The organism is Streptomyces sp. NBC_01390 (assembly GCF_045040105.1).
Taxonomy (GTDB): domain Bacteria; phylum Actinomycetota; class Actinomycetes; order Streptomycetales; family Streptomycetaceae; genus Streptomyces.
The window spans coordinates 1,812,301-1,828,915 of the sequence record NZ_CP109551.1 but is presented as its reverse complement, the minus strand read 5'-3'; the positions used below and the strand labels follow the sequence as shown (position 1 = coordinate 1,828,915).

General features: G+C 68.0%; 13 protein-coding genes and 1 pseudogene. 10 read left to right on the top strand and 4 right to left on the bottom strand.

Annotated features, from left to right (window positions below; translation table 11 throughout):
* Window positions 1-118: 118 nt before the first annotated feature.
* The 4 genes from OG241_RS08015 (at window position 119) to OG241_RS08000 (ending at window position 2,737) form a co-directional block, all read left to right on the top strand.
* The gene (locus OG241_RS08015) at window positions 119-937 is read left to right on the top strand and encodes a hypothetical protein (RefSeq protein ID WP_405814536.1); all 819 of its coding nucleotides are present in this window, start codon (window positions 119-121) and stop codon (window positions 935-937) included.
* Between the two features lie 380 nt (window positions 938-1,317).
* Window positions 1,318-1,896, top strand: a complete 579-nt coding sequence (locus OG241_RS08010; protein WP_405814534.1) for a hypothetical protein — start codon at window positions 1,318-1,320, stop codon at window positions 1,894-1,896.
* Window positions 1,880-2,242: a hypothetical protein gene (locus OG241_RS08005; protein WP_319094573.1), complete on the top strand. Its 363-nt coding sequence runs from the start codon at window positions 1,880-1,882 to the stop codon at window positions 2,240-2,242. Before OG241_RS08010 ends, OG241_RS08005 begins: the two co-directional genes overlap by 17 nt.
* A 315-nt stretch (window positions 2,243-2,557) precedes the next feature.
* Window positions 2,558-2,737: a hypothetical protein gene (locus OG241_RS08000; RefSeq protein ID WP_319094572.1), complete on the top strand. Its 180-nt coding sequence runs from the start codon at window positions 2,558-2,560 to the stop codon at window positions 2,735-2,737.
* 605 nt (window positions 2,738-3,342) lie between these two features.
* On the opposite strand, the gene OG241_RS07995 is transcribed toward OG241_RS08000, so the two are convergent.
* Window positions 3,343-5,094 (bottom strand): acyl-CoA dehydrogenase, encoded by a 1,752-nt coding sequence (locus OG241_RS07995; protein ID WP_405814532.1) that lies wholly within the window; start codon window positions 5,092-5,094, stop codon window positions 3,343-3,345.
* Window positions 5,095-5,393: 299 nt separating this feature from the next.
* Here OG241_RS07995 and OG241_RS07990 point away from each other — a divergent pair, with 299 nt between their 5' ends.
* Window positions 5,394-6,347 (top strand): IS630 family transposase, encoded by a 954-nt coding sequence (locus OG241_RS07990; RefSeq protein WP_319094570.1) that lies wholly within the window; start codon window positions 5,394-5,396, stop codon window positions 6,345-6,347.
* Window positions 6,348-6,615: 268 nt separating this feature from the next.
* On the opposite strand, the gene OG241_RS07985 is transcribed toward OG241_RS07990, so the two are convergent.
* The gene (locus tag OG241_RS07985) at window positions 6,616-7,086 is read right to left on the bottom strand and encodes a hypothetical protein (RefSeq protein ID WP_319094569.1); all 471 of its coding nucleotides are present in this window, start codon (window positions 7,084-7,086) and stop codon (window positions 6,616-6,618) included.
* A gap of 63 nt (window positions 7,087-7,149) precedes the next feature.
* Window positions 7,150-7,416 (bottom strand): annotated as a pseudogene (locus tag OG241_RS07980) (helix-turn-helix domain-containing protein); the annotation flags it as partial.
* 229 nt (window positions 7,417-7,645) lie between these two features.
* Between OG241_RS07980 and OG241_RS07975 the strand changes: the two are divergent.
* Window positions 7,646-8,923, top strand: a complete 1,278-nt coding sequence (locus OG241_RS07975) for a cytochrome P450 (RefSeq protein ID WP_319094568.1) — start codon at window positions 7,646-7,648, stop codon at window positions 8,921-8,923.
* Window positions 8,924-8,987: 64 nt separating this feature from the next.
* Here OG241_RS07975 and OG241_RS07970 read toward each other — a convergent pair whose 3' ends face one another.
* Window positions 8,988-9,737 (bottom strand): TetR/AcrR family transcriptional regulator, encoded by a 750-nt coding sequence (locus OG241_RS07970; protein WP_319094606.1) that lies wholly within the window; start codon window positions 9,735-9,737, stop codon window positions 8,988-8,990.
* A gap of 291 nt (window positions 9,738-10,028) precedes the next feature.
* On the opposite strand from OG241_RS07970, the gene OG241_RS07965 reads away from it, so the two are divergent.
* From OG241_RS07965 to OG241_RS07950, 4 genes are all read left to right on the top strand, one after another.
* Window positions 10,029-11,939, top strand: coding sequence for a helix-turn-helix domain-containing protein (locus OG241_RS07965; RefSeq protein ID WP_319094567.1), 1,911 nt, complete (start codon window positions 10,029-10,031; stop codon window positions 11,937-11,939).
* A 23-nt stretch (window positions 11,940-11,962) separates the two neighbouring features.
* Window positions 11,963-12,649 carry an alpha/beta hydrolase gene (locus OG241_RS07960; protein ID WP_319094566.1) on the top strand — a complete coding sequence of 229 codons (687 nt, stop codon included), beginning with the start codon at window positions 11,963-11,965 and terminating at the stop codon, window positions 12,647-12,649.
* 1,471 nt (window positions 12,650-14,120) lie between these two features.
* Window positions 14,121-15,419 carry a pyridoxal-dependent decarboxylase gene (locus OG241_RS07955; protein WP_405814530.1) on the top strand — a complete coding sequence of 433 codons (1,299 nt, stop codon included), beginning with the start codon at window positions 14,121-14,123 and terminating at the stop codon, window positions 15,417-15,419.
* Window positions 15,416-16,615, top strand: a complete 1,200-nt coding sequence (locus OG241_RS07950) for a GNAT family N-acetyltransferase (protein ID WP_405814529.1) — start codon at window positions 15,416-15,418, stop codon at window positions 16,613-16,615. The genes OG241_RS07955 and OG241_RS07950 overlap by 4 nt, the downstream gene beginning before the upstream one ends.

Genomic DNA, 16,615 nt, shown 5'->3' with positions numbered 1-16,615 from the left:
CGCACTCGTAGTCGCCCGGACGTTCGTCAAGCCGCGGCTCGACACGTTCTCGCCCACCGCCTGACCCACCCACCCCGCGGCCCGGCCGTGTGACGGGCGGCCCTCCGAAGGGACACTCGTGACCAGCTCGACCACGCCCCACCCCGTCGCCGCCGAGACCATCAGCTACCTGATGAAGGCCGCGTTCCTGTCCGAACAGCGTGTGCTCACCGATCTCGCGCTACACGCGGGCCTGTTGTGGCGCTGCGTCTGCAAGGAGGTCAACACCCTGTACGCCTACCGGTGCGGCGGCTGCGGCGAGCAGCGCCTGTGGACCAAGGACGTCACCCCGACCCGATACAACGGCACCCTCCTGGAAGACCTCCGCTCCGCACTGGCGAAATGGTTCAACGACCGGCCGAGGGCTCGCCGCCCCGCCGCGATCAGCTTCCGCGTCACCACCGTGAACGACGACGGTCCGGCCCGGGCAACCTGGGGCGTGACCGCCTGCTTCACCGACTCCCCGGACGGCAAGGCCTGCAAGGACGTCTTCGAGCGGTCGTTCGTCGCCGACGCCCTGGTCGAGATAGGCGCCTTCGACCAGCCGCAGACCGGCGACACCCTCCGCGTCATAATCCCGCCGCCGCTCACCCCCGACCGGACCACCGAGTACACGTACGTCATCGGCGAGTACGCCCACGAAGCCGCGCGCGTCCTCGGGGAGGGTTGGGACTCGGAGTCCGGCTACATCGGTGCCTACGGCAAGCTCTGGGGCCCCGGCACGCCCACGCTGCGCGTCTACGTGGACCACGACGACGACCTGGTCGTGGCGCTCGACGACGATGCCGACCCCATGCGGTTCACCGTGGACCTCCCCAACGGCGCCCCGACCAGACCTGACGAGCTGCGCGCCGCCGCCGCGGACATCGCCGAGATCATCCGCGCCAACTACCTCTGACCCGTACCTCGCCGCCAGGCGCGTGCGCCGGGCGGCCCCTGCTCCCTGGAAGGGATCCTCCGTGAACCTGTACCCCGGCGACTCCATCGACGTCGGTGTGACCCGAGCGCCGGTCCCCCTCCGGCCGCCTCCCCTCGCTCCCCGCTCGCGGTCGGCGACGTCGTCACCCTCGCCGACGTGATCGGCGCCAACTCGGTCATGAGCACCACTACGCCCCGCCTGGGCCCCGTGTTCTTCGCCAGCCGGGAGAACGTGCTGGCGGTGGTCGCTCACTGGACCCGGGAGCAGTCTGCCCCGGCGCCCCCGGCTGAGGCGCTGCTGTCGGTGGATCCGTTTCGGCGTCGCTTGGCGATCTCCGCTCGCGTTGGGTGGGGAGCCTGATGAGCAGCAAGACGACGGCCGCCTTCTTCGGGGCGGCCGTCCGCCCCCGGCTGGCGCTGGTCGCCGGCCCTCAGGTCGCGGTCGGCTCGCAGTGCCCGGATAGCGACGCCGCGCGGACCATGACCGTTTTCGGCTGGTGCACCGCGTTCGTGGACACGGTGCGGCTGGCTGTCGACGGCGGCCTGAAGGGCGACGGTTCCGGGTTCCGCGCGGTAGACGCGGACGGCCGTACAGGCCGGCGGGTCAAGGGTGAGCGGGTGCGGCTACTCGCCCGCTGCGGATACCTCGCGCGTCACGCCTCGGGCCTGGTCGTGGCAACGAAGGACGGACACGAGGCGCTCAGGCTCGCCGAGGCTGCCGGACCGCGCGTGCTGCGCGATGAGGCCGACGTCATGGCATCGGTTCGCAAGGCTCGCCGCGCCCGCCAGTGGGACAGCCGCGCCGGCCAGGACGCGCACAGACGAGGCAGCCGAGGTGACCGACGAGTTCCGCGCGGGCAGCGACGCCGACGACCGAAATCATCGACTACTGGGGAACGAGGACAAAATAATGACTCGACGTGTGTTCGACGACAATGACGAGGAAGAGACGTCAGAGCTCAATGATCGTCCTGTGTGCCTCACGAAAGACTTGGCTACAGTGCATTTCGTTCCTCGCATGTCTGGTGGGCCGGACTGGGCAGATCCTGGAACTCCTCGACCTACACAAACTCCCCCAGAAGATGCCGATGGCGGGAGACGTACGGTGACAGAAGAAGAGAAGCAGGATGAGCAAGAAGACCTCAGCCTCACTCCTGAAGAGCTGGTCAAATTCCTCTGGTGGGTAGATGAGTCATGTGGTCCGGAAGAAGTTCTGGAGTTCATCAGTTCTGAACCGACATATGTCGCCTCATTCATCCGCAGTTATAAGAACCTGAAAGCGTGAGCATGAAGAAAAAACCCGGCCGACTTGACCGCCGAGGCGGCCAACGGGGCCGCGTCAGCCCTCCCCGAACCGTCGACACTCGCACGGTCTGGCTGCTGCCACGGCCACCGGCGCACAGCGGAACGGCGGTGTTGTTCCTGGTCACCGCTCTGCCAGCAGGGGGAGCAGGACCGTAGCTTTCTGGGTGCGGCACAGTGCGGCAGGCGGCCGTCGCAGCAGCAAGTCCCGTGCTGCACAGCGCCGTTACAGATCACTGTCGCGCCGATTGTGGCCGCGCCGTATTCCCGCTCAGTCTGTGGCCAGTTGGAGGAACGCATGCCCCGGTACAAAGTCTTTCTTCAAGCACACGCCGGTGCCGAGGTCGAAGTGGACGCACCGGACGCGCAGGAAGCCAACCGCCTGGCGCAGGAGGCTGTCAGGGAGCGCAGGGCCGTACGCCGCCCCATCGAGAAGTGGACGCCGACGATGACGGTGAACCTCGACCGCAAACCCTGACCCCCGGCTGCCGCACCTCTAGCCTGACGTGCTGCACAACAACTGCGGCGGGCTGTGCGTCCGGGCCGGCCGTTGGTGAGCACCCGGCGGGGAAAGAGCGGCCACGGGTTGACTGCCGGGCAAGTACTAGATGCGACGGCAGCTGCGCTGTACGTCACGCAACAACCCCTCGCGAGTGCAGAGCCCCGCACTGCACCAGAAGGAAGCCATCGTTCATGGTTGAGGAGACCCCGATCATCGCCAGGCTCGTCGCCGAACGCGATGTTCTGGCTCACGCGTGTGGCGAAGCTGAAGGGTTACGCCGAGACCTGGCGGCTCTTCGGCAAGGGAAGCTGGCGGAACGTCCGTCGTGCGCTGCTGGAAGCCAGCAACGGCAAGTGCCGACGCTGACCCATACGTCGGGGTCGACCGCCGGTCCAGGCCTCGGTAGTCCCGCGCGGCGCGAGGTGTTGTGCAGGGCGAACCGCCTGGTCACCCGGGAGCGGATCGCCCAGCCCGACGTTCAGCATCCTCAGGACGCGATGAGGCGGTGCCGTGTCCCTGGTGAGAGTGTGCCCGTGCTGCGATACGGACAGTGACAGCGTCTCCTCGTGGGTCCGCTGCCCTCAGGCCGGTACAACACCATTGCTCAGAGCGCTGATGGGGTGGTTGAGGAGGACTTCCTCGGAGACGGCGAAGCCGTCGGCGAGTGTCAGGGCATCGGGTGCGAGCTCGTCGAGGATGTCATCGATCGCTTCGGGGAGTTGCCTGACTTGCTGGGCCGTGAGGTGTCCTTGGGCGAGGAGGGTGCCGCTGTGGTTGCTGATGTGGCGTAGTGCGAAGAGCCTGTGGACGGCAAGCAGAAGGCGCCTGGTGGAGGGGTTGGACGCCTGGTTCGCGGCATTCAGCAGGGCCTCTGCGGCGAGGCGCCGCGCGTGGGCGTCGACAAGTTCGAGGGCGGGCAGAACTGCCCGGTTCCACCGGGCGACACGGTTGCCGCGCTTTCGGCTCCGCAGACGGGTGCGTGCTTCGTGGTGCCAGACGCGCTCGATGTCGGCGAGCAGGTCCTGGAGTCCGTCCGGGCTGGCGATGTCGGGGTCCTGTGACGGGGCGTCTGCCGTCGAGGTGAAGTTGAGGAGCATCTCCGCTGCGGCTTTGACCCAGATCACCAGGTTGTCGCCTTCTGCGGTGATGGTGCCTTCGTTCGCGGAGAGTTGGCCCGCGATTCCGTTTGCCAGGAACAGGCCATGAGACCCGCAGCGCTCGCGGCACGTCGTCATGACGTCACGGGCGCGCCAGGTGATCCATCCCTTGGCGATGGCGACGAGCCGGTCGGCGGCCTCGCGGTCTTCCTTGGAGGTGGCCTGCGTCCACTGCCGTACGGCGATGTGGTGCAGCAGTGTGGCGGCGTAGGTGGTGGCGATGGCGTCGAGGAGCGGGGCGTGGTGACTGCGGTGAGCGATGAGGGGGATGGTGTCGCCCGGGATCCCGCTGGGGATGTGACGAGTGTGCGCGTAGCCGATGGCGACTGCGAGGGCGTGGCGGGCCATCCCGAGGCTGGCGGCCGTCATGCAGAGTTTGCCGGCGGTGACCCGGGCTACGGAGCGCAGGAACCGTATGCGGGAGCTTCCGACGTCGCTGGTGAACTCGCCGTCGGGGGAGAGACGGCCGTGGTCTGCTTGGAGCAGGGCCTCGTAGGGCAGGCGGACGCTGTCGAAAACGGTGAGGCAGTGGTCGACGGGACTGGTGGTTGTCTGCGGCAGGCGCTGTATTCGCACGCCTGGCAGGGGATGCCCGGCGTCATCGCTGAGGGGCAGTAAAAAGAGGAACACGCCCTGGTCCCGTCCGCCGACGATCAGGCGGGCAGCGACGACTCCGGACTTCGGGCCGCCGAGTGCGCTGGTGTTGGGCATGAACTTCCCGGCACCCGGGGTCGGTGTCTGTAGAACAAACTCTCGGCCGTCCGGATCGTAGGTGGCGGTGGTTTCCAGATGGGTGGCGCTGTTGCCGTGGGCGGCCTCTGTGCACAGGAACGTGCCCGTGCGCGCCATGTTGGCGAACTCTCGCAGGTCTCTCGGGCCGTCGTGGTCGAGCAGGCTGCCCAGGACGAGGTTGTAGTGGATCGAGGCGATGGTGCCCAGTCCCGCGTCGGCCGGCCCGACCCACTCGTGCAGCGCGGTGAGCCGCTCGATGTCACCGGCGAGCCGCTCCGGGTGGTCGCCGCCGTCAGCGAGGGCGTCGTTGACGAGGCGGAGACGCTGGTACGACAGTGCGGTTCGCTCCTCGGGCGACAGCCCCTCCCGGAAACGGAAGGCGCTGGTGGCGAACAACTTGCGCCAGGGCTCGTGGATTTGCTCGAACTGCCCGCCGAAAATCACTCGTGTAAGGTCAGAGGCAACCGAAATGCCCTGATCAGAGTGTAGTTGAAAGGTCACGTTCCGGAACGCTAATGCATTCCACGGATCTACTCAGCATGATGATCAACACGATTAGAAGTGGGCGGACAGTGGTATCTGCCCACCACGGCGGGCTGAAATGCGTCTTCGGGGCATGAGACATGGCCGAGGCGCATGGTGGCGATCCGGCCAGGTAGGCCCTCTCCTTCGCTGCCGGGGAAGTGAGTGATCTGGTGGGGGATGCGCGGTACTTGTCGCCCTCGGCACAGGAAGCCCTGCGGATGCGGGCAGTGGCCGCCCTCGTGGAGGGACGCTGCCGCGAGGACGTTGCGGCGATGCTCCAGGTCTCGCCCAAGACCGTGGCCGGCTGGCGGGCGAAGTGGATGTCGGGCGGGCGTGAGACGCTGATGGCCCGTCCGCGTGGCAGGCGCACCGGTGACCACCAGCTGCTGTCCGCGGCCCAGCAGCAGAGGCTTCGTCAAGCGGTCCTCGACTACCGGCCGTGCGATCTCGGTCTAGCCGGGCAGTTGTGGACGCGCGCCCAAGTGGGGGCGCTGATCGCCGTGCTCTACCAGGAGCGGCTGACCGATCAGGGCACGGGCAAGTACCTGCACCGTTGGGGCCTTTCCTTTGAGCGACCTGACAGAAGGGCTGCCGGCCAGGACGCCGAGGCGCTGAAAGCCTGGCGGGAGAAGGCCTGGCCCGCCCTGCGTGCCCGGGCCAGGGCCGAGGCGGCCGAGGTAGTCCTCGCCGACCAGGTGGGCATCCGCTCCGGCCAGGCCAACGGCCGCAGGTGGGGCGAGAGCGACCGCACACCGGCCACGCACCGCAGCGGGATCTCGTTCTCGGGCAGCGCGATGGCGGCGATCGGCACGAAGGGGCTCGTCCACTTCATGGTCGTCACCGGCACCTTCGACGGCACCGTGGCGTGTGACTTCCTGGAGCGGCTCAGCGGTCACTTCGACCGCAAGGTCCACCTTGTCGTGGACGCGCATCCCGCCTACCGCTCCCGCGCAGTGAACGACTGGCTGGCGGGCCATGCCAACCGGATCGAGCTGCACTTCCTGCCGTTGCGCGGGGTGACGAGCGAGGAGGAGCCGATCCGGGTCGAGGGACAAGCGCACATGTCCTTCCTGGACGTAGGTGAACCGGCCGAACCGTTCCTTGGCAGCCTCAGGACCCCGTCTGGATTCCCTTCCGATTCCAAGGTTGCGAGACGGGTTCCGAGGCGCTGAGCCGCCGACGAAGCGGTGTGACTGTGCGAGATGGTCGCCCCGGATCGTGGTGCTCGACCCTGCCGGCCGCCGAGAGCCAGGACACCGGCTCGGCCGACCCCGGTGAGCCGCGAAGTCGCCCGCGATCGGTCCGAATCTCCCGGACAGGTGGCGCACGCTTGGACCGCCCGCGTACCGCTGGCACCGGGGAGCGGGTCTGCCTCGGGCGCGTGCCGAGGGCCGTAGGCAGAACAAGGACGGACTCTTGCCCGGGTCTTGCAGCTGTCATTCACACTGGCTCAGCAGGCGCCTGACGGTGAAGAGAGTCGAAGGGCACCGTGACAAGGGTTGCGGCAGTGCCCGCCGCGATCAGGGGGTGTCCGTGTCCTGGGCCGCGGCCTGCATGGTTCAGCGGAAGCGTCGTTCCGTCGATGCCCTGGTCCGCGGCCAAGACCGAACGTACCGACGGATCCCGCTGGATGGCGGATCGGATGGAGCACAGGACCAGATCGTGGGGGTGGCGGACGGATGCCAGCATGAAATCGGCGAGCAGTCGGGGCGCCCATGCCGTGTGCCATTCCGTCAGAGTCGCCTCCCGTGACGGGTCGAGCAGCGACCAGCGCCACCAGTTCCGCGGCCGCCGCCGAGAGGGGAACAGGACCGCGTAGGCAGAGTTCCCGGCGATGACGTCGCCGTTGGCGGCCAGGACGAAGGCTATGTCCCGGTGGCCGTCGACCACGCCCTGCCAGCGTGCGGACACCGGTCCGGGAGGGGGCGGGGGCTCAGTCCCAAAGAGGTCGAGCTGAGCGACGCGCACATCGTGCCGGCTGAATCGCAGCAGGTCAGTGATGCTGTCGAAGAGCTGGGGAGACGGCCGTGAGGCTCCGCTCTCAACCCGCTGGTACACGCCGTATCCGAGACCGAGCGCAACATCCACATCACCTTGCCGCAGCCCAGCGGCGGCCGGCGCGCGGCGACCACGGGACGGCCGAGGGGGCAGGCCGAGTTCCTCGCAGGTCCGCGCGGCACGGTATCGCCGAAGAAGGCCCTGGAAGACCAGCCCCCGCTGATCGGCCGGCCCGCCCGTCACACCCGCTTGCGAGGCCACGGTGACGCCATCCGATCGCGAAGGTTGCACAGTCGGACGTCGTGGTGTTTCCGACTGTTGAGTTGCATCATGGCTGCAAATAAAACCACATGCCTAGTCAGTTTTGGAAGCACGTCGTCTCGACGCTCCTGGGCCGAAGGGCCTGCGTGCCACGTGAGCTGCTCCAAGTTCGGCTGCCGGGTGGGTGGGGGACATGAAGGAGTGCAACAGCATGGAGAGTGCACAGACCGGGACCGCCGCTGCCGCCGCAGGCCGCTGCCCATTCCCTGTGGGTCTGCGGCCGGGCCGCGACCCGCTTCAGGAGGCGGCCGAGATCAGGCAGTTGGGGGTGTGCCCCATGGTCACCTTGCCGGGAGGACTGAAGGTCCGAGCCGTGGTCGACCAGTCCCTGGCCCGGCGCCTGCTGACGAGCAAGCTCATTAGCCGAGACGCGCGTCGGCATTGGCCGGGATACCGCGAGGGAATCATCGACGTGGACGCGATCACCGACAACTGGGTAGGGACGGAGAACGCCCTCAACAGCTACGGCCCAGAGCACCGGCGGTTTCGTGCACCCATCGCCGAGGCACTCTCCCGAAAGCGCGTCAGCGAGATGGTTCCCGTGATCGAAGAGGTGGTCGCCGGCCTCCTCGACCGGATCGACGGTCGCGAAGCCGTCGACGCCGTCGAGGCGTTCGCCACACAGGTACCGCTTCTCGTGACCACTCGGCTGCTGGGCATAGAGAGCCAACGGCGCGCCGCGTTCCGCAATGCCATCGGCGGGCTGTTCGACACCGGAGCCAGTGCCGCGGAGGCGGCCGGCCACCAGGCCACGGTCGGTGCACTCCTTCAGGAACTGATCGAGCGCAAGCGTGCCGTGCCGGGGGACGATCTGACCTCCGACTTCATCCGCGAGGTCGACCTGGCGGACTCGGGCCTGTCGGACCAGCAACTGCACGACCAGCTCAAGCTCTTCATCGCAGCCGGCATCGAGACGACCGTCCACGGCATCGGCACCCTCCTGGTCAACCTGATGACGCACCCCGAGCAGCTGCGCCTGCTCCTCACCCGCGAGGCGACCTGGGAGGAGGCGTGTGAAGAGAGCCTGCGCTACCGAGGGCCCATCGGCGCCGTGCCGATGCGCTTCGTCGTCTCCGACTTCACGGACGCGGAGAGCAAGCAAGACTTCACTCGCGGAGAACCGGTACTGGTCTTCTTCGGTGCCGCAGGCAGGGACGTGGCGGCGCACGGCGCGAGCGCCGACGACTTCGACATCACGCGGCGGCAGAGCCCGCATCTGGCGTTCGGGGCGGGACCGCATTTCTGCCCGGGGGCGTCCCTGGCCCGGCAGGAAATCGCGATGGCAGTGGCGAGCTGGTTCGAGAGGTTTCCCCACTGCTCACTGGCGGTAGACCCGTCCGACCTGCAATTCCTCCCGTCGTGGATCCTCAACGGGTACGTCCAGATCCCCACGCGTCTGCGGACCGAAGCCGCCTTCCACACCGCCTAGGATGACGCGTCCGGGGACCGGCCGAGCGCCCCCGCGCGGTCCCCGGACGCGTCTCCTGCCACGGTCAGCCGGCCTCGGCCTGGAAAACAGCCCGCGCCATCAGGAGCTTCGGATGCTCCGCGGTTAGCGCTCTCCCATGCGCGACGCTGAGATTGAGCACGCGTTGGGTCTCGGCTGTGGCACACATGGTGACGATCGTCCGGTTGATGTTCGCTATGGCATCCGGAAGCTCATTCGGGTTCGGCCGGTGCATTATGTCCTCCCCCGTCCATGCACCGACCCACAGACGAGCCACCGCACGCGGGTCGACCCAGGGCAGAAGCTCGCCCCGTTCCCGAGCCTCCATCAGGAGACCCGAGGCGTACGGAATGTAGCCCTCCCAGAGCTTCCTGTAGAAGGGGGTGTCCGGCTGGGTCGCGAGCCGCGAGGCCGCCCTGACCACGGGCACCTCGGGCAGCAGCACGGCCAGCGAGATCGAGGTGTCTACCACCGCCTGCACGCGCGGCAACAGGTCTGGGTCGGGCTCGTCCAGCACGAGGCCCTCGGTGACCACAGCTGCCGCAATCTCCATCTTGTTGGCGAAGTGGTAGTAGAAGGAGCTTTTCGTGATACCCGAAGCCTCCACGATGTCGTTGATCGATGCGTCGAACCCCTTGTCGGCGAACACGCTTGCTGCCCCCTCCACAAGGGAGTCGCGCGTCTTGACAGCGCGGGCCTGCCGTCGTGGCTGCGGCACTCTCGGGTCCTCCTGGTCGACATGAATCGCGGGGCAGCTGCGCCCACGGGCGGCAGAACCGGCCGCGGGGGAGCGCATCACACTCGATCATCCTGCCAGCGGGACGCACCAGTGCGGAACAGCCGGTCCCGTACTCCGCACCACGCGGGGTGGTTGCTTTCCTGCGGCTGCCAGTGAATCATGTGCCGTGAAAACAAACTACATGACTAGTCGGTTTTGGCTCGGAAGCAGAGCACGTGTGAGTGTCTGCCCGGGCGCCGTGCTGTCGCAGGGGGCAGCGACGGCCGGTCCGAAGGCACCGGGGGAGGTGGCAGGCGCGGTGTTCGTCCAGCAGAGAACGTACGGCTCCGGGGCGGGCCGGGGAGAGGCATGCTGACTCTTGGCTCGTTGCCCCCGGACCTCGAACTGGCCGTCGTATGGCCTCGGAAGCCCGCTGTCCATCACTCCGTCAGGGTCAACGCGCTGGTGTCGGTGTCACTGTCGCCGATGCTGGGGAGCAAACCGCCCCGGCTACTGCAGGCCGGGGCCCTGGTGCTGATCACCGGTGTCGTCCCGCTCACCATCCGTGGCCGCACCGCGGCCAGCATGCAGACGCTGCTCCAGCAGATGTCCCTCGCCGGGTGCGCCGGACTCGTGGTGAGAGCGGACGCAGGTGCCGGCCAGCCATTTCCACAGCCGATCCGTGATCATTCAGACGTATGGGCCGTTCCACTGCTGACCACCACTGCGTCAACGGAGCGATGGGCGGCAGCAGATCACGCCGTCCAGAAGGAACGGCTGGTGCGCGCCGAACAGCGTGAAACCCAACTCGACGAGCTGGTCCACCAGTTGCCCGCCCAGCTCGCCGACCCCAAGGCCCTCCAGCGGATCACGGACTGGCTCGCTCAGGCTCTCGACGTGAAAGTCCTCGTCAGCGAACCCGAACGCGTCCTGGCGGCCTCGCCCGACACCGCCGCCGAGCACCTCGCCCATGCGATCATCCGTCAGTCCGTCTCCAGCGGCGGCCACGACGGCCCAACCGGGCCCCACACTCAGCTCATCTCCCTGGCCCCCGCCTCCGGAACCGGAACCGTCCTGGCAGTCGCCCGCCGTACGCCGTTCGACGAGTCAGACAATCGGCTGCTGCGTCATGCCGCGAAGCTCCTTGGCCTCGTGGATCAGGCAACCCGCGGATACCGCGCGGCCGCCGATGCCTCCGGCGCGGCCCGCGTTGCTGCCGTCGACCTCCTTCTGAACACCGAGGTCGACAAGGCGCGCCGGGTCATGGTGCACCTTGCCCCCGGCCTCCTGGAGCCGGACACGGCCCGCATGTTCGTCATCGACACCACCCCCGCCCAGCGGGACACCGCCGTACGCCGCTGCGAGACCGCCCTGGCCGGCCGCGCCCTGGTGGTCGCCGATCCGCGCGACCCGCGCCGGATCCTCGTCATCCATCCCGTCCGGCCCGGCGAGGAGGCCGACACCAGGGCGGTGGATGAGCTCACCCGGCTGATTCACGCGCTCGGACGGCGCCACTCGTCTCTTGGCGGCAGCGGCGTCTACTCCCTCTCCCGGCTCGCCGAGGCTCTTCACGAAGCGCGAACCGCTCAGCGGTTCGCGCTTCACCAGCCCGATGGCGTCGCCCTGTCCGTGCAGAGCACCAACCTGGTCAGCCTGCTCCCGCAGGACGACGCCCAATGCTGGGCACACCAACTCCTACGCCCGCTCATGCACACCGACGCCGAGTGGGACCAAATACGCGAGACGCTGCCCACCGCCCTCGCCTACCCCAAACACGTCGCGGCCCGGCGCCTCGAACTGCACCGCAACACCGTCACCAACCACGTGAGGCGGGCGGCGCAGCGACTGAACATGGATCTGACCACCGTCACTCACCGCATCGCCGTCGGCCTTGCCCTGGAGCTCGTCACCCAGCGACAACGCTCCACACGGCCCGCCACCGAGCCTGGAACACCAGCGCCGACGCTGCGCGAACTGCTCGCGGCACCCCAGGTCCGTGACTGGGCCGACATACTGCTGAGCCCCGCCCGGGCAGACCGGCGCGATCTGCTCGCCACGGCTACGGCGTGGCTCGCCTGTGACGCCCACATCGACCCGACCGCGCGCGCCCTGGGCCTGTCTGCGGGCACAGTCCGCACCCACATCAGGGCGCTAGGGAGTCATCTGTCGCTCGACCTCGACTCCCTGACAGGCATGCGTGACCTGCAGTTCTCGCTGCACGCCACGACAGGGAAGCCCGAGATCACCGAACCACACCGGGAATTGTGCACAGCTGTCTGAACTACGGAGGAAGGCGAACAAGCATGAGCGAATTCGTGTTGGTGCCGGGGACCTGGCTGGGCTCGTCGGCCTGGGACGAGGTGGCGGTGCATTTGCGAGCGGCCGGGCACGGCGCGCACCCGCTGACGTTGTCGGGACTGGCGGAGCGACGTGCAGAACCGACCGGGCAGCAGGCACACGTGCGGGACATAGTCGAGGAGATCGAGCGCCTCGATCTGCGCGACGTCGTGCTCGTGGGGCACGGCTACGCGGGCATCCCGGTCGGCCAGGCCGCCGGACGGATCGGCGACAGGCTGGCCCGGGTGGTGTTCGTTGACGCGAGTCTCCCCACCGACGGACAGCCCTTCCTGACCGGCTGGGCACTGATGACCCTCGGCGGCAGCAACAACGGCTCCTGGCGCCCCCTGCAACCTGACGATTTTGCGCACCAGGGGCTCACCGACGAGCACATCGCCCGGATCGTGGCCGGCTCCACACCTCACCCGGGGACCACCCTCACCGAACCGGCCGTCCTGACCCGCCCGCTCGACATGCTGCCGACGACGTACATTCAGTGCCTGCTGGATCACTTGACACTGCCCCCCAGGGTGGTGGAGCTACTGAAGAGCGACCGCTGGGAACTGTTCGAGATGTTCACCGGCCATTGGCCGATGTACTCCGAGCCATGCGAACTGGCCGCCATCCTGCTGCAGTCGGCCAGCAGAGGCTGAGCACCCGCGGAGCCCACCGGGTTGCGAAGGCGCAGCCGGTGCCGAGGCACCGACATAACCGCTCGGACCTCAAAGATAGGACCGGCCGAGTCAAGTACCCGCGAGAAGATTCCCCGGTTCGAGATCTCCCTGCCTGGGCACGGCACATCGGCCATCGATGGACTGACCGCGAATAAGCGAGATTTTGCCGGTATGCCGTCCGGTAAGCACTGCAACGCCCATGATCATGCACACCGACCGGCGGCCAGCGGTCGATGCTCCGAATGCGGGGAGATTTGGCGAAGTCTGTGGAGCGCCGGATTGACACCGCTGAAATAGCCCTGCGCGAGAGCGTATTGCCCGCAGCTGCTCGTGAGCGCGATCGCGGTATCAATTCATGGTTCCGGCACTACCGGGCACGATTCACTCTGCCGCCTTGGCGACACGCTGACGATGTTCCGTGATCTGTCGGGCGAGGCCCTCCGCGTGTGCTCCGAGCAGCAGGAAACGATCTCCGGAAACGTGGTAGGTGAATCGGGCGCCGGATCGCGTTGAGGTAGGTCACGCATGTTGCGTTCGCGGTCCCGTACCCCAGGCGCCACACGCCCCTCAGCGCCGGCCCGTTGGTGGCAGCCCGCTCTTGGGGGACCCCAGCGGGCCGGTCTCAACTGGCCAAAAATCTTTACCGATTCACATCCCGATAACGGGGCCGATTTTGCGCGTAGGCGCGGGGAGCCAAGGAGCGGTGAAGTCTCCATGAGAGTGGAATTGGCACGCCGCGACAGTGGGAGAGGCGGGCGTAGCCGTTGGCTCTGCATGATGGAGTGTTCATGGTAATCAGGTGCCAGTAGAGCCTGAAAAGTAACCATCTTGCTGAATAGGGAAGTTGAGGACATTTGCTGATCGCATGTCAGGAGGCCCATTCTCGCCGCTGGTCGCACGCGTGTGCAGTCCCGCAGGGATGTCGCGGAGGGAAGGGCACTTCATGATCTCGATCGCGGTGAGAGGTGCGCAGTCGACAGGTCATGCCCGGAAGTTTGTGCACATGCGAAATGGTAGTGCCGTCAGCATACGCATAGCGTTGCTCATGCAAGCCCAGCCGGATCCCACATCCTGAGGTTGAGCAAGCCACAGCCGAGCGTGGAACAGGCCGGGCGGAGACGTGGGGGACGGCAGGAATGCCAGCACTGCACGAACAGAGTGCACACCTCAGCCACAGGTGCCGGGAGGCAGGCGCCGGAGGGAGTGGTTGGAGCCACATCCCGCCGGACCGCCCGCTCTCGCCAGCGCAAAACCAGGCCCCTGCCAGGGCCTGTGCGTAACGACTCTCAGCAGAGTCACCACCAGCAGATCTGAGGAACCACTGGGGCTTTCCACCGGCGTGTTCGAGCACGTCGGCGGTGCTCAGGATAGATCAGTGCGCTGCGCGAGAACAGCGTGGCCGCCGGCCTTTCCCGAGAGAAGGCCCCCCGAGCCAGACGGGGCGAACTGCATGACCTCCAAGCACGCGACGGACCAGCCGGCACCGCGCACCACAGCGTCGGTTCGCCGCCGATGCTCCCCGGCGGAGTTGGACCGTATAAAGGACCTCGGCGCATCCCGGCCGATCCTCGCCGACCAGGCCCTGGCGATCGGCCGGGAGCCTGCGGACCAGGGCACGGATACGAAGGGGCTGCTGCGGTGGGTTGAGGCGCTGGGCCGTGAACAACCGCGCTCGATCGGCTTTCCGGGCGCCCTGGATTTCTCGTATCAGGAACTCGCTCCGGTCCTTGACGTGCTGGTGAACAACGTCGGGGACCCCGAGAGCAGCGATGCGAGCGCGGTCTCAGCCAAGCAGCACGAGCTCGCCGTCGTTCGTTTCCTGGCGGAAACCGCGGGCGCGGACCCTGACGACATCTACGGCTACGTCGCCGGCGGCGGGGTCGAAGGTATCGAGCGCGGGCTGGAGCTGGCACGCGAGCGGCTGCCGCACGCCCCGGTGTACGTCTCTGACCAGGCGCACTACGCGGTACGCAAGGTCGCCGAGCGGCTGCGCATGAAGCTGGTCAACGTGCCCTCGCGGCCAGGCGGCGAGATGGACCCGGCTGAACTGCGGCTGCGGGTGACTGTCCGCGGCCATCTGGGCAGAGTCGGCCTGTCCGGTGGGCGCCGCCCGGGGGCCATCATCCTGGCCACGACCGGCTCGACGTTCCGCGGCGCCTACGACAACGTGGCCGCACTGCGCCGGGCCGCCTCCTCCGCAGGCGCCCTTCATGTGCACGTGGATGCGGCCATGGGCGGACTCATAGCCGCCCACGCCCCCTCCCGGCCGAGCTGGAGTTTCGCGGACGGCGCCGACTCGATCTCCGTCTCCGGGCACAAGGTCCTGGGCATGCCCGTGCCGTGCAGCGTCTTCCTGGCCCGCCGGGACCACGTCGGCGAGGGCCGCCCGGGCGCCGAGTACGTCGGCGCCACGGACCGCACCTGGGGCTGCTCACGCAGCGGGCTGGCCGTCCTGCTGCTGTGGGCGCGCCTTCGCTCCCTCGGGCACGAAGGACTGCACGAGCGTGTTGGCGCCTGCCTGGACGTCGCGGCCTACGCCGCCGAGCAGTTGGCACAAGTAGAGGGGGCAGCGGCCGACCGGGTCACCGACTCGATCGTGGTGACCGTCAACAGGCCGGCCGAGTGGGTCGTCGACCGCTGGCACCTCGCGGTCGAAGGCGGCCGCGCTCACATGGTGTGCGTCTCGCACGTCACCAGGGCCACCGTCGACCGCTTCCGCGACGACCTCGCCCGGGGGTACGCAGCATGAGCGCCACCCCGACCGGCGTCCGGTCCCGCCCCACCGCACCCGTACCAACCGACCTCGCTCAGCCCGTCGTTGACGTCCGCTCCGACGCCACCCGCATCGGAGCAGCCGACTGGGACGCGCTCGTGGAGCCGCCCGGTTTCTACAACAGCCGCCCCTGGACCAGGGCTCTGGAGCAGACGCACGGCGCCACCCCCGTGCTCGCCGCCACCGCGGCCGGCCAGCTCGTGGGAGTCCTGCCTACCTGGGAGAACACCCAGCCGGCCGGCCTGTTCAGCCTCGACGAGATGACGCGAGGCCTGCTCGCCCCCCGTGAGCAGGCCCTCCTGTGGCTGGGCACACGACGCTCGACCGTGAACACCATCACCTGCGTCCGGGAACCGGGGCTGCGCCGCCGGACCCTGACAGCGCTGCTGGAGACGGCCCGGCGTCTCGCCGCGGGCCAGGGCCGATCGGGCATCGTCTGGCCCTATCTCACCCGTGACGCGGCACGGGAAATCGCGTCCTGCCATCCCCTCGCGCAGGAGGTGCTTCACGCGGCCGACGCCATCGTGGATGTCCCCGCAGACGGCATGGAGGGCCTGGAAGCCGCCGCACGCAGCAAGAGCCGCATTCAGTGGCGCCGAGAACAGCGCCTTTTCCGTGAGGCCGGCGGATCGGTGGAATGGGTCCCCTTGTCGTCGGAGATCTGCGAGAAAATCGGCCCGCTCCTAGCCAGAACACGGGACCGGTACGGATCTCCTGGCGGAACAGCGTGGATGCGGCGCACCCTGGCAGGGCAGATGTCATCGGGCGTCGCACGAAACGCTGTTGTGGCGCTCACCCGCACGGGATCCGATCTGTCCGCGGCGGCAGTCTTCTACCGTCATCAGGACTGGATTTACGGCCGGTACTGGGGAACATCCGACAGCGCGCCACCTTACGCCTATTACACCCTTACCTTTTATGCGGCGGTGGACTGGGCCGCCGCGCACGGATGCCGATTCCTGCACCTGTCGGTCCCGGCCTCGCCAGCAAAGACCGCCCGAGGAGCCCGGCTGAGCCCCCTCTCGCTCGTCGTCCTGCCGACCGGCCCTCGCCAAGAGATCGCCGAACAGGCTCTGACGAGGCACAACGACCGGATGGCAGCAGAGCTGACGGCCAGAAACAGCCCTGTCTCCCCGGCGTGGCCTTCCTGCTCCAACTCGGGCGAGGCGTGA

Bases quoted from the DNA above. Each gene is read 5' to 3' on its own strand.
- OG241_RS07970 (WP_319094606.1), bottom strand. From the start codon at position 9,737: ATGCGCTCCCCCGCGGCCGGTTCTGCCGCCCGTGGGCGCAGCTGCCCC.
- OG241_RS07975 (WP_319094568.1), top strand. From the start codon at position 7,646: ATGGAGAGTGCACAGACCGGGACCGCCGCTGCCGCCGCAGGCCGCTGC.
- OG241_RS07990 (WP_319094570.1), top strand. From the start codon at position 5,394: ATGCGGGCAGTGGCCGCCCTCGTGGAGGGACGCTGCCGCGAGGACGTT.
- OG241_RS08010 (WP_405814534.1), top strand. From the start codon at position 1,318: ATGAGCAGCAAGACGACGGCCGCCTTCTTCGGGGCGGCCGTCCGCCCC.
- OG241_RS07955 (WP_405814530.1), top strand. From the start codon at position 14,121: ATGACCTCCAAGCACGCGACGGACCAGCCGGCACCGCGCACCACAGCG.
- OG241_RS08000 (WP_319094572.1), top strand. From the start codon at position 2,558: ATGCCCCGGTACAAAGTCTTTCTTCAAGCACACGCCGGTGCCGAGGTC.
- OG241_RS07960 (WP_319094566.1), top strand. From the start codon at position 11,963: ATGAGCGAATTCGTGTTGGTGCCGGGGACCTGGCTGGGCTCGTCGGCC.
- OG241_RS07950 (WP_405814529.1), top strand. From the start codon at position 15,416: ATGAGCGCCACCCCGACCGGCGTCCGGTCCCGCCCCACCGCACCCGTA.
- OG241_RS07965 (WP_319094567.1), top strand. From the start codon at position 10,029: ATGCTGACTCTTGGCTCGTTGCCCCCGGACCTCGAACTGGCCGTCGTA.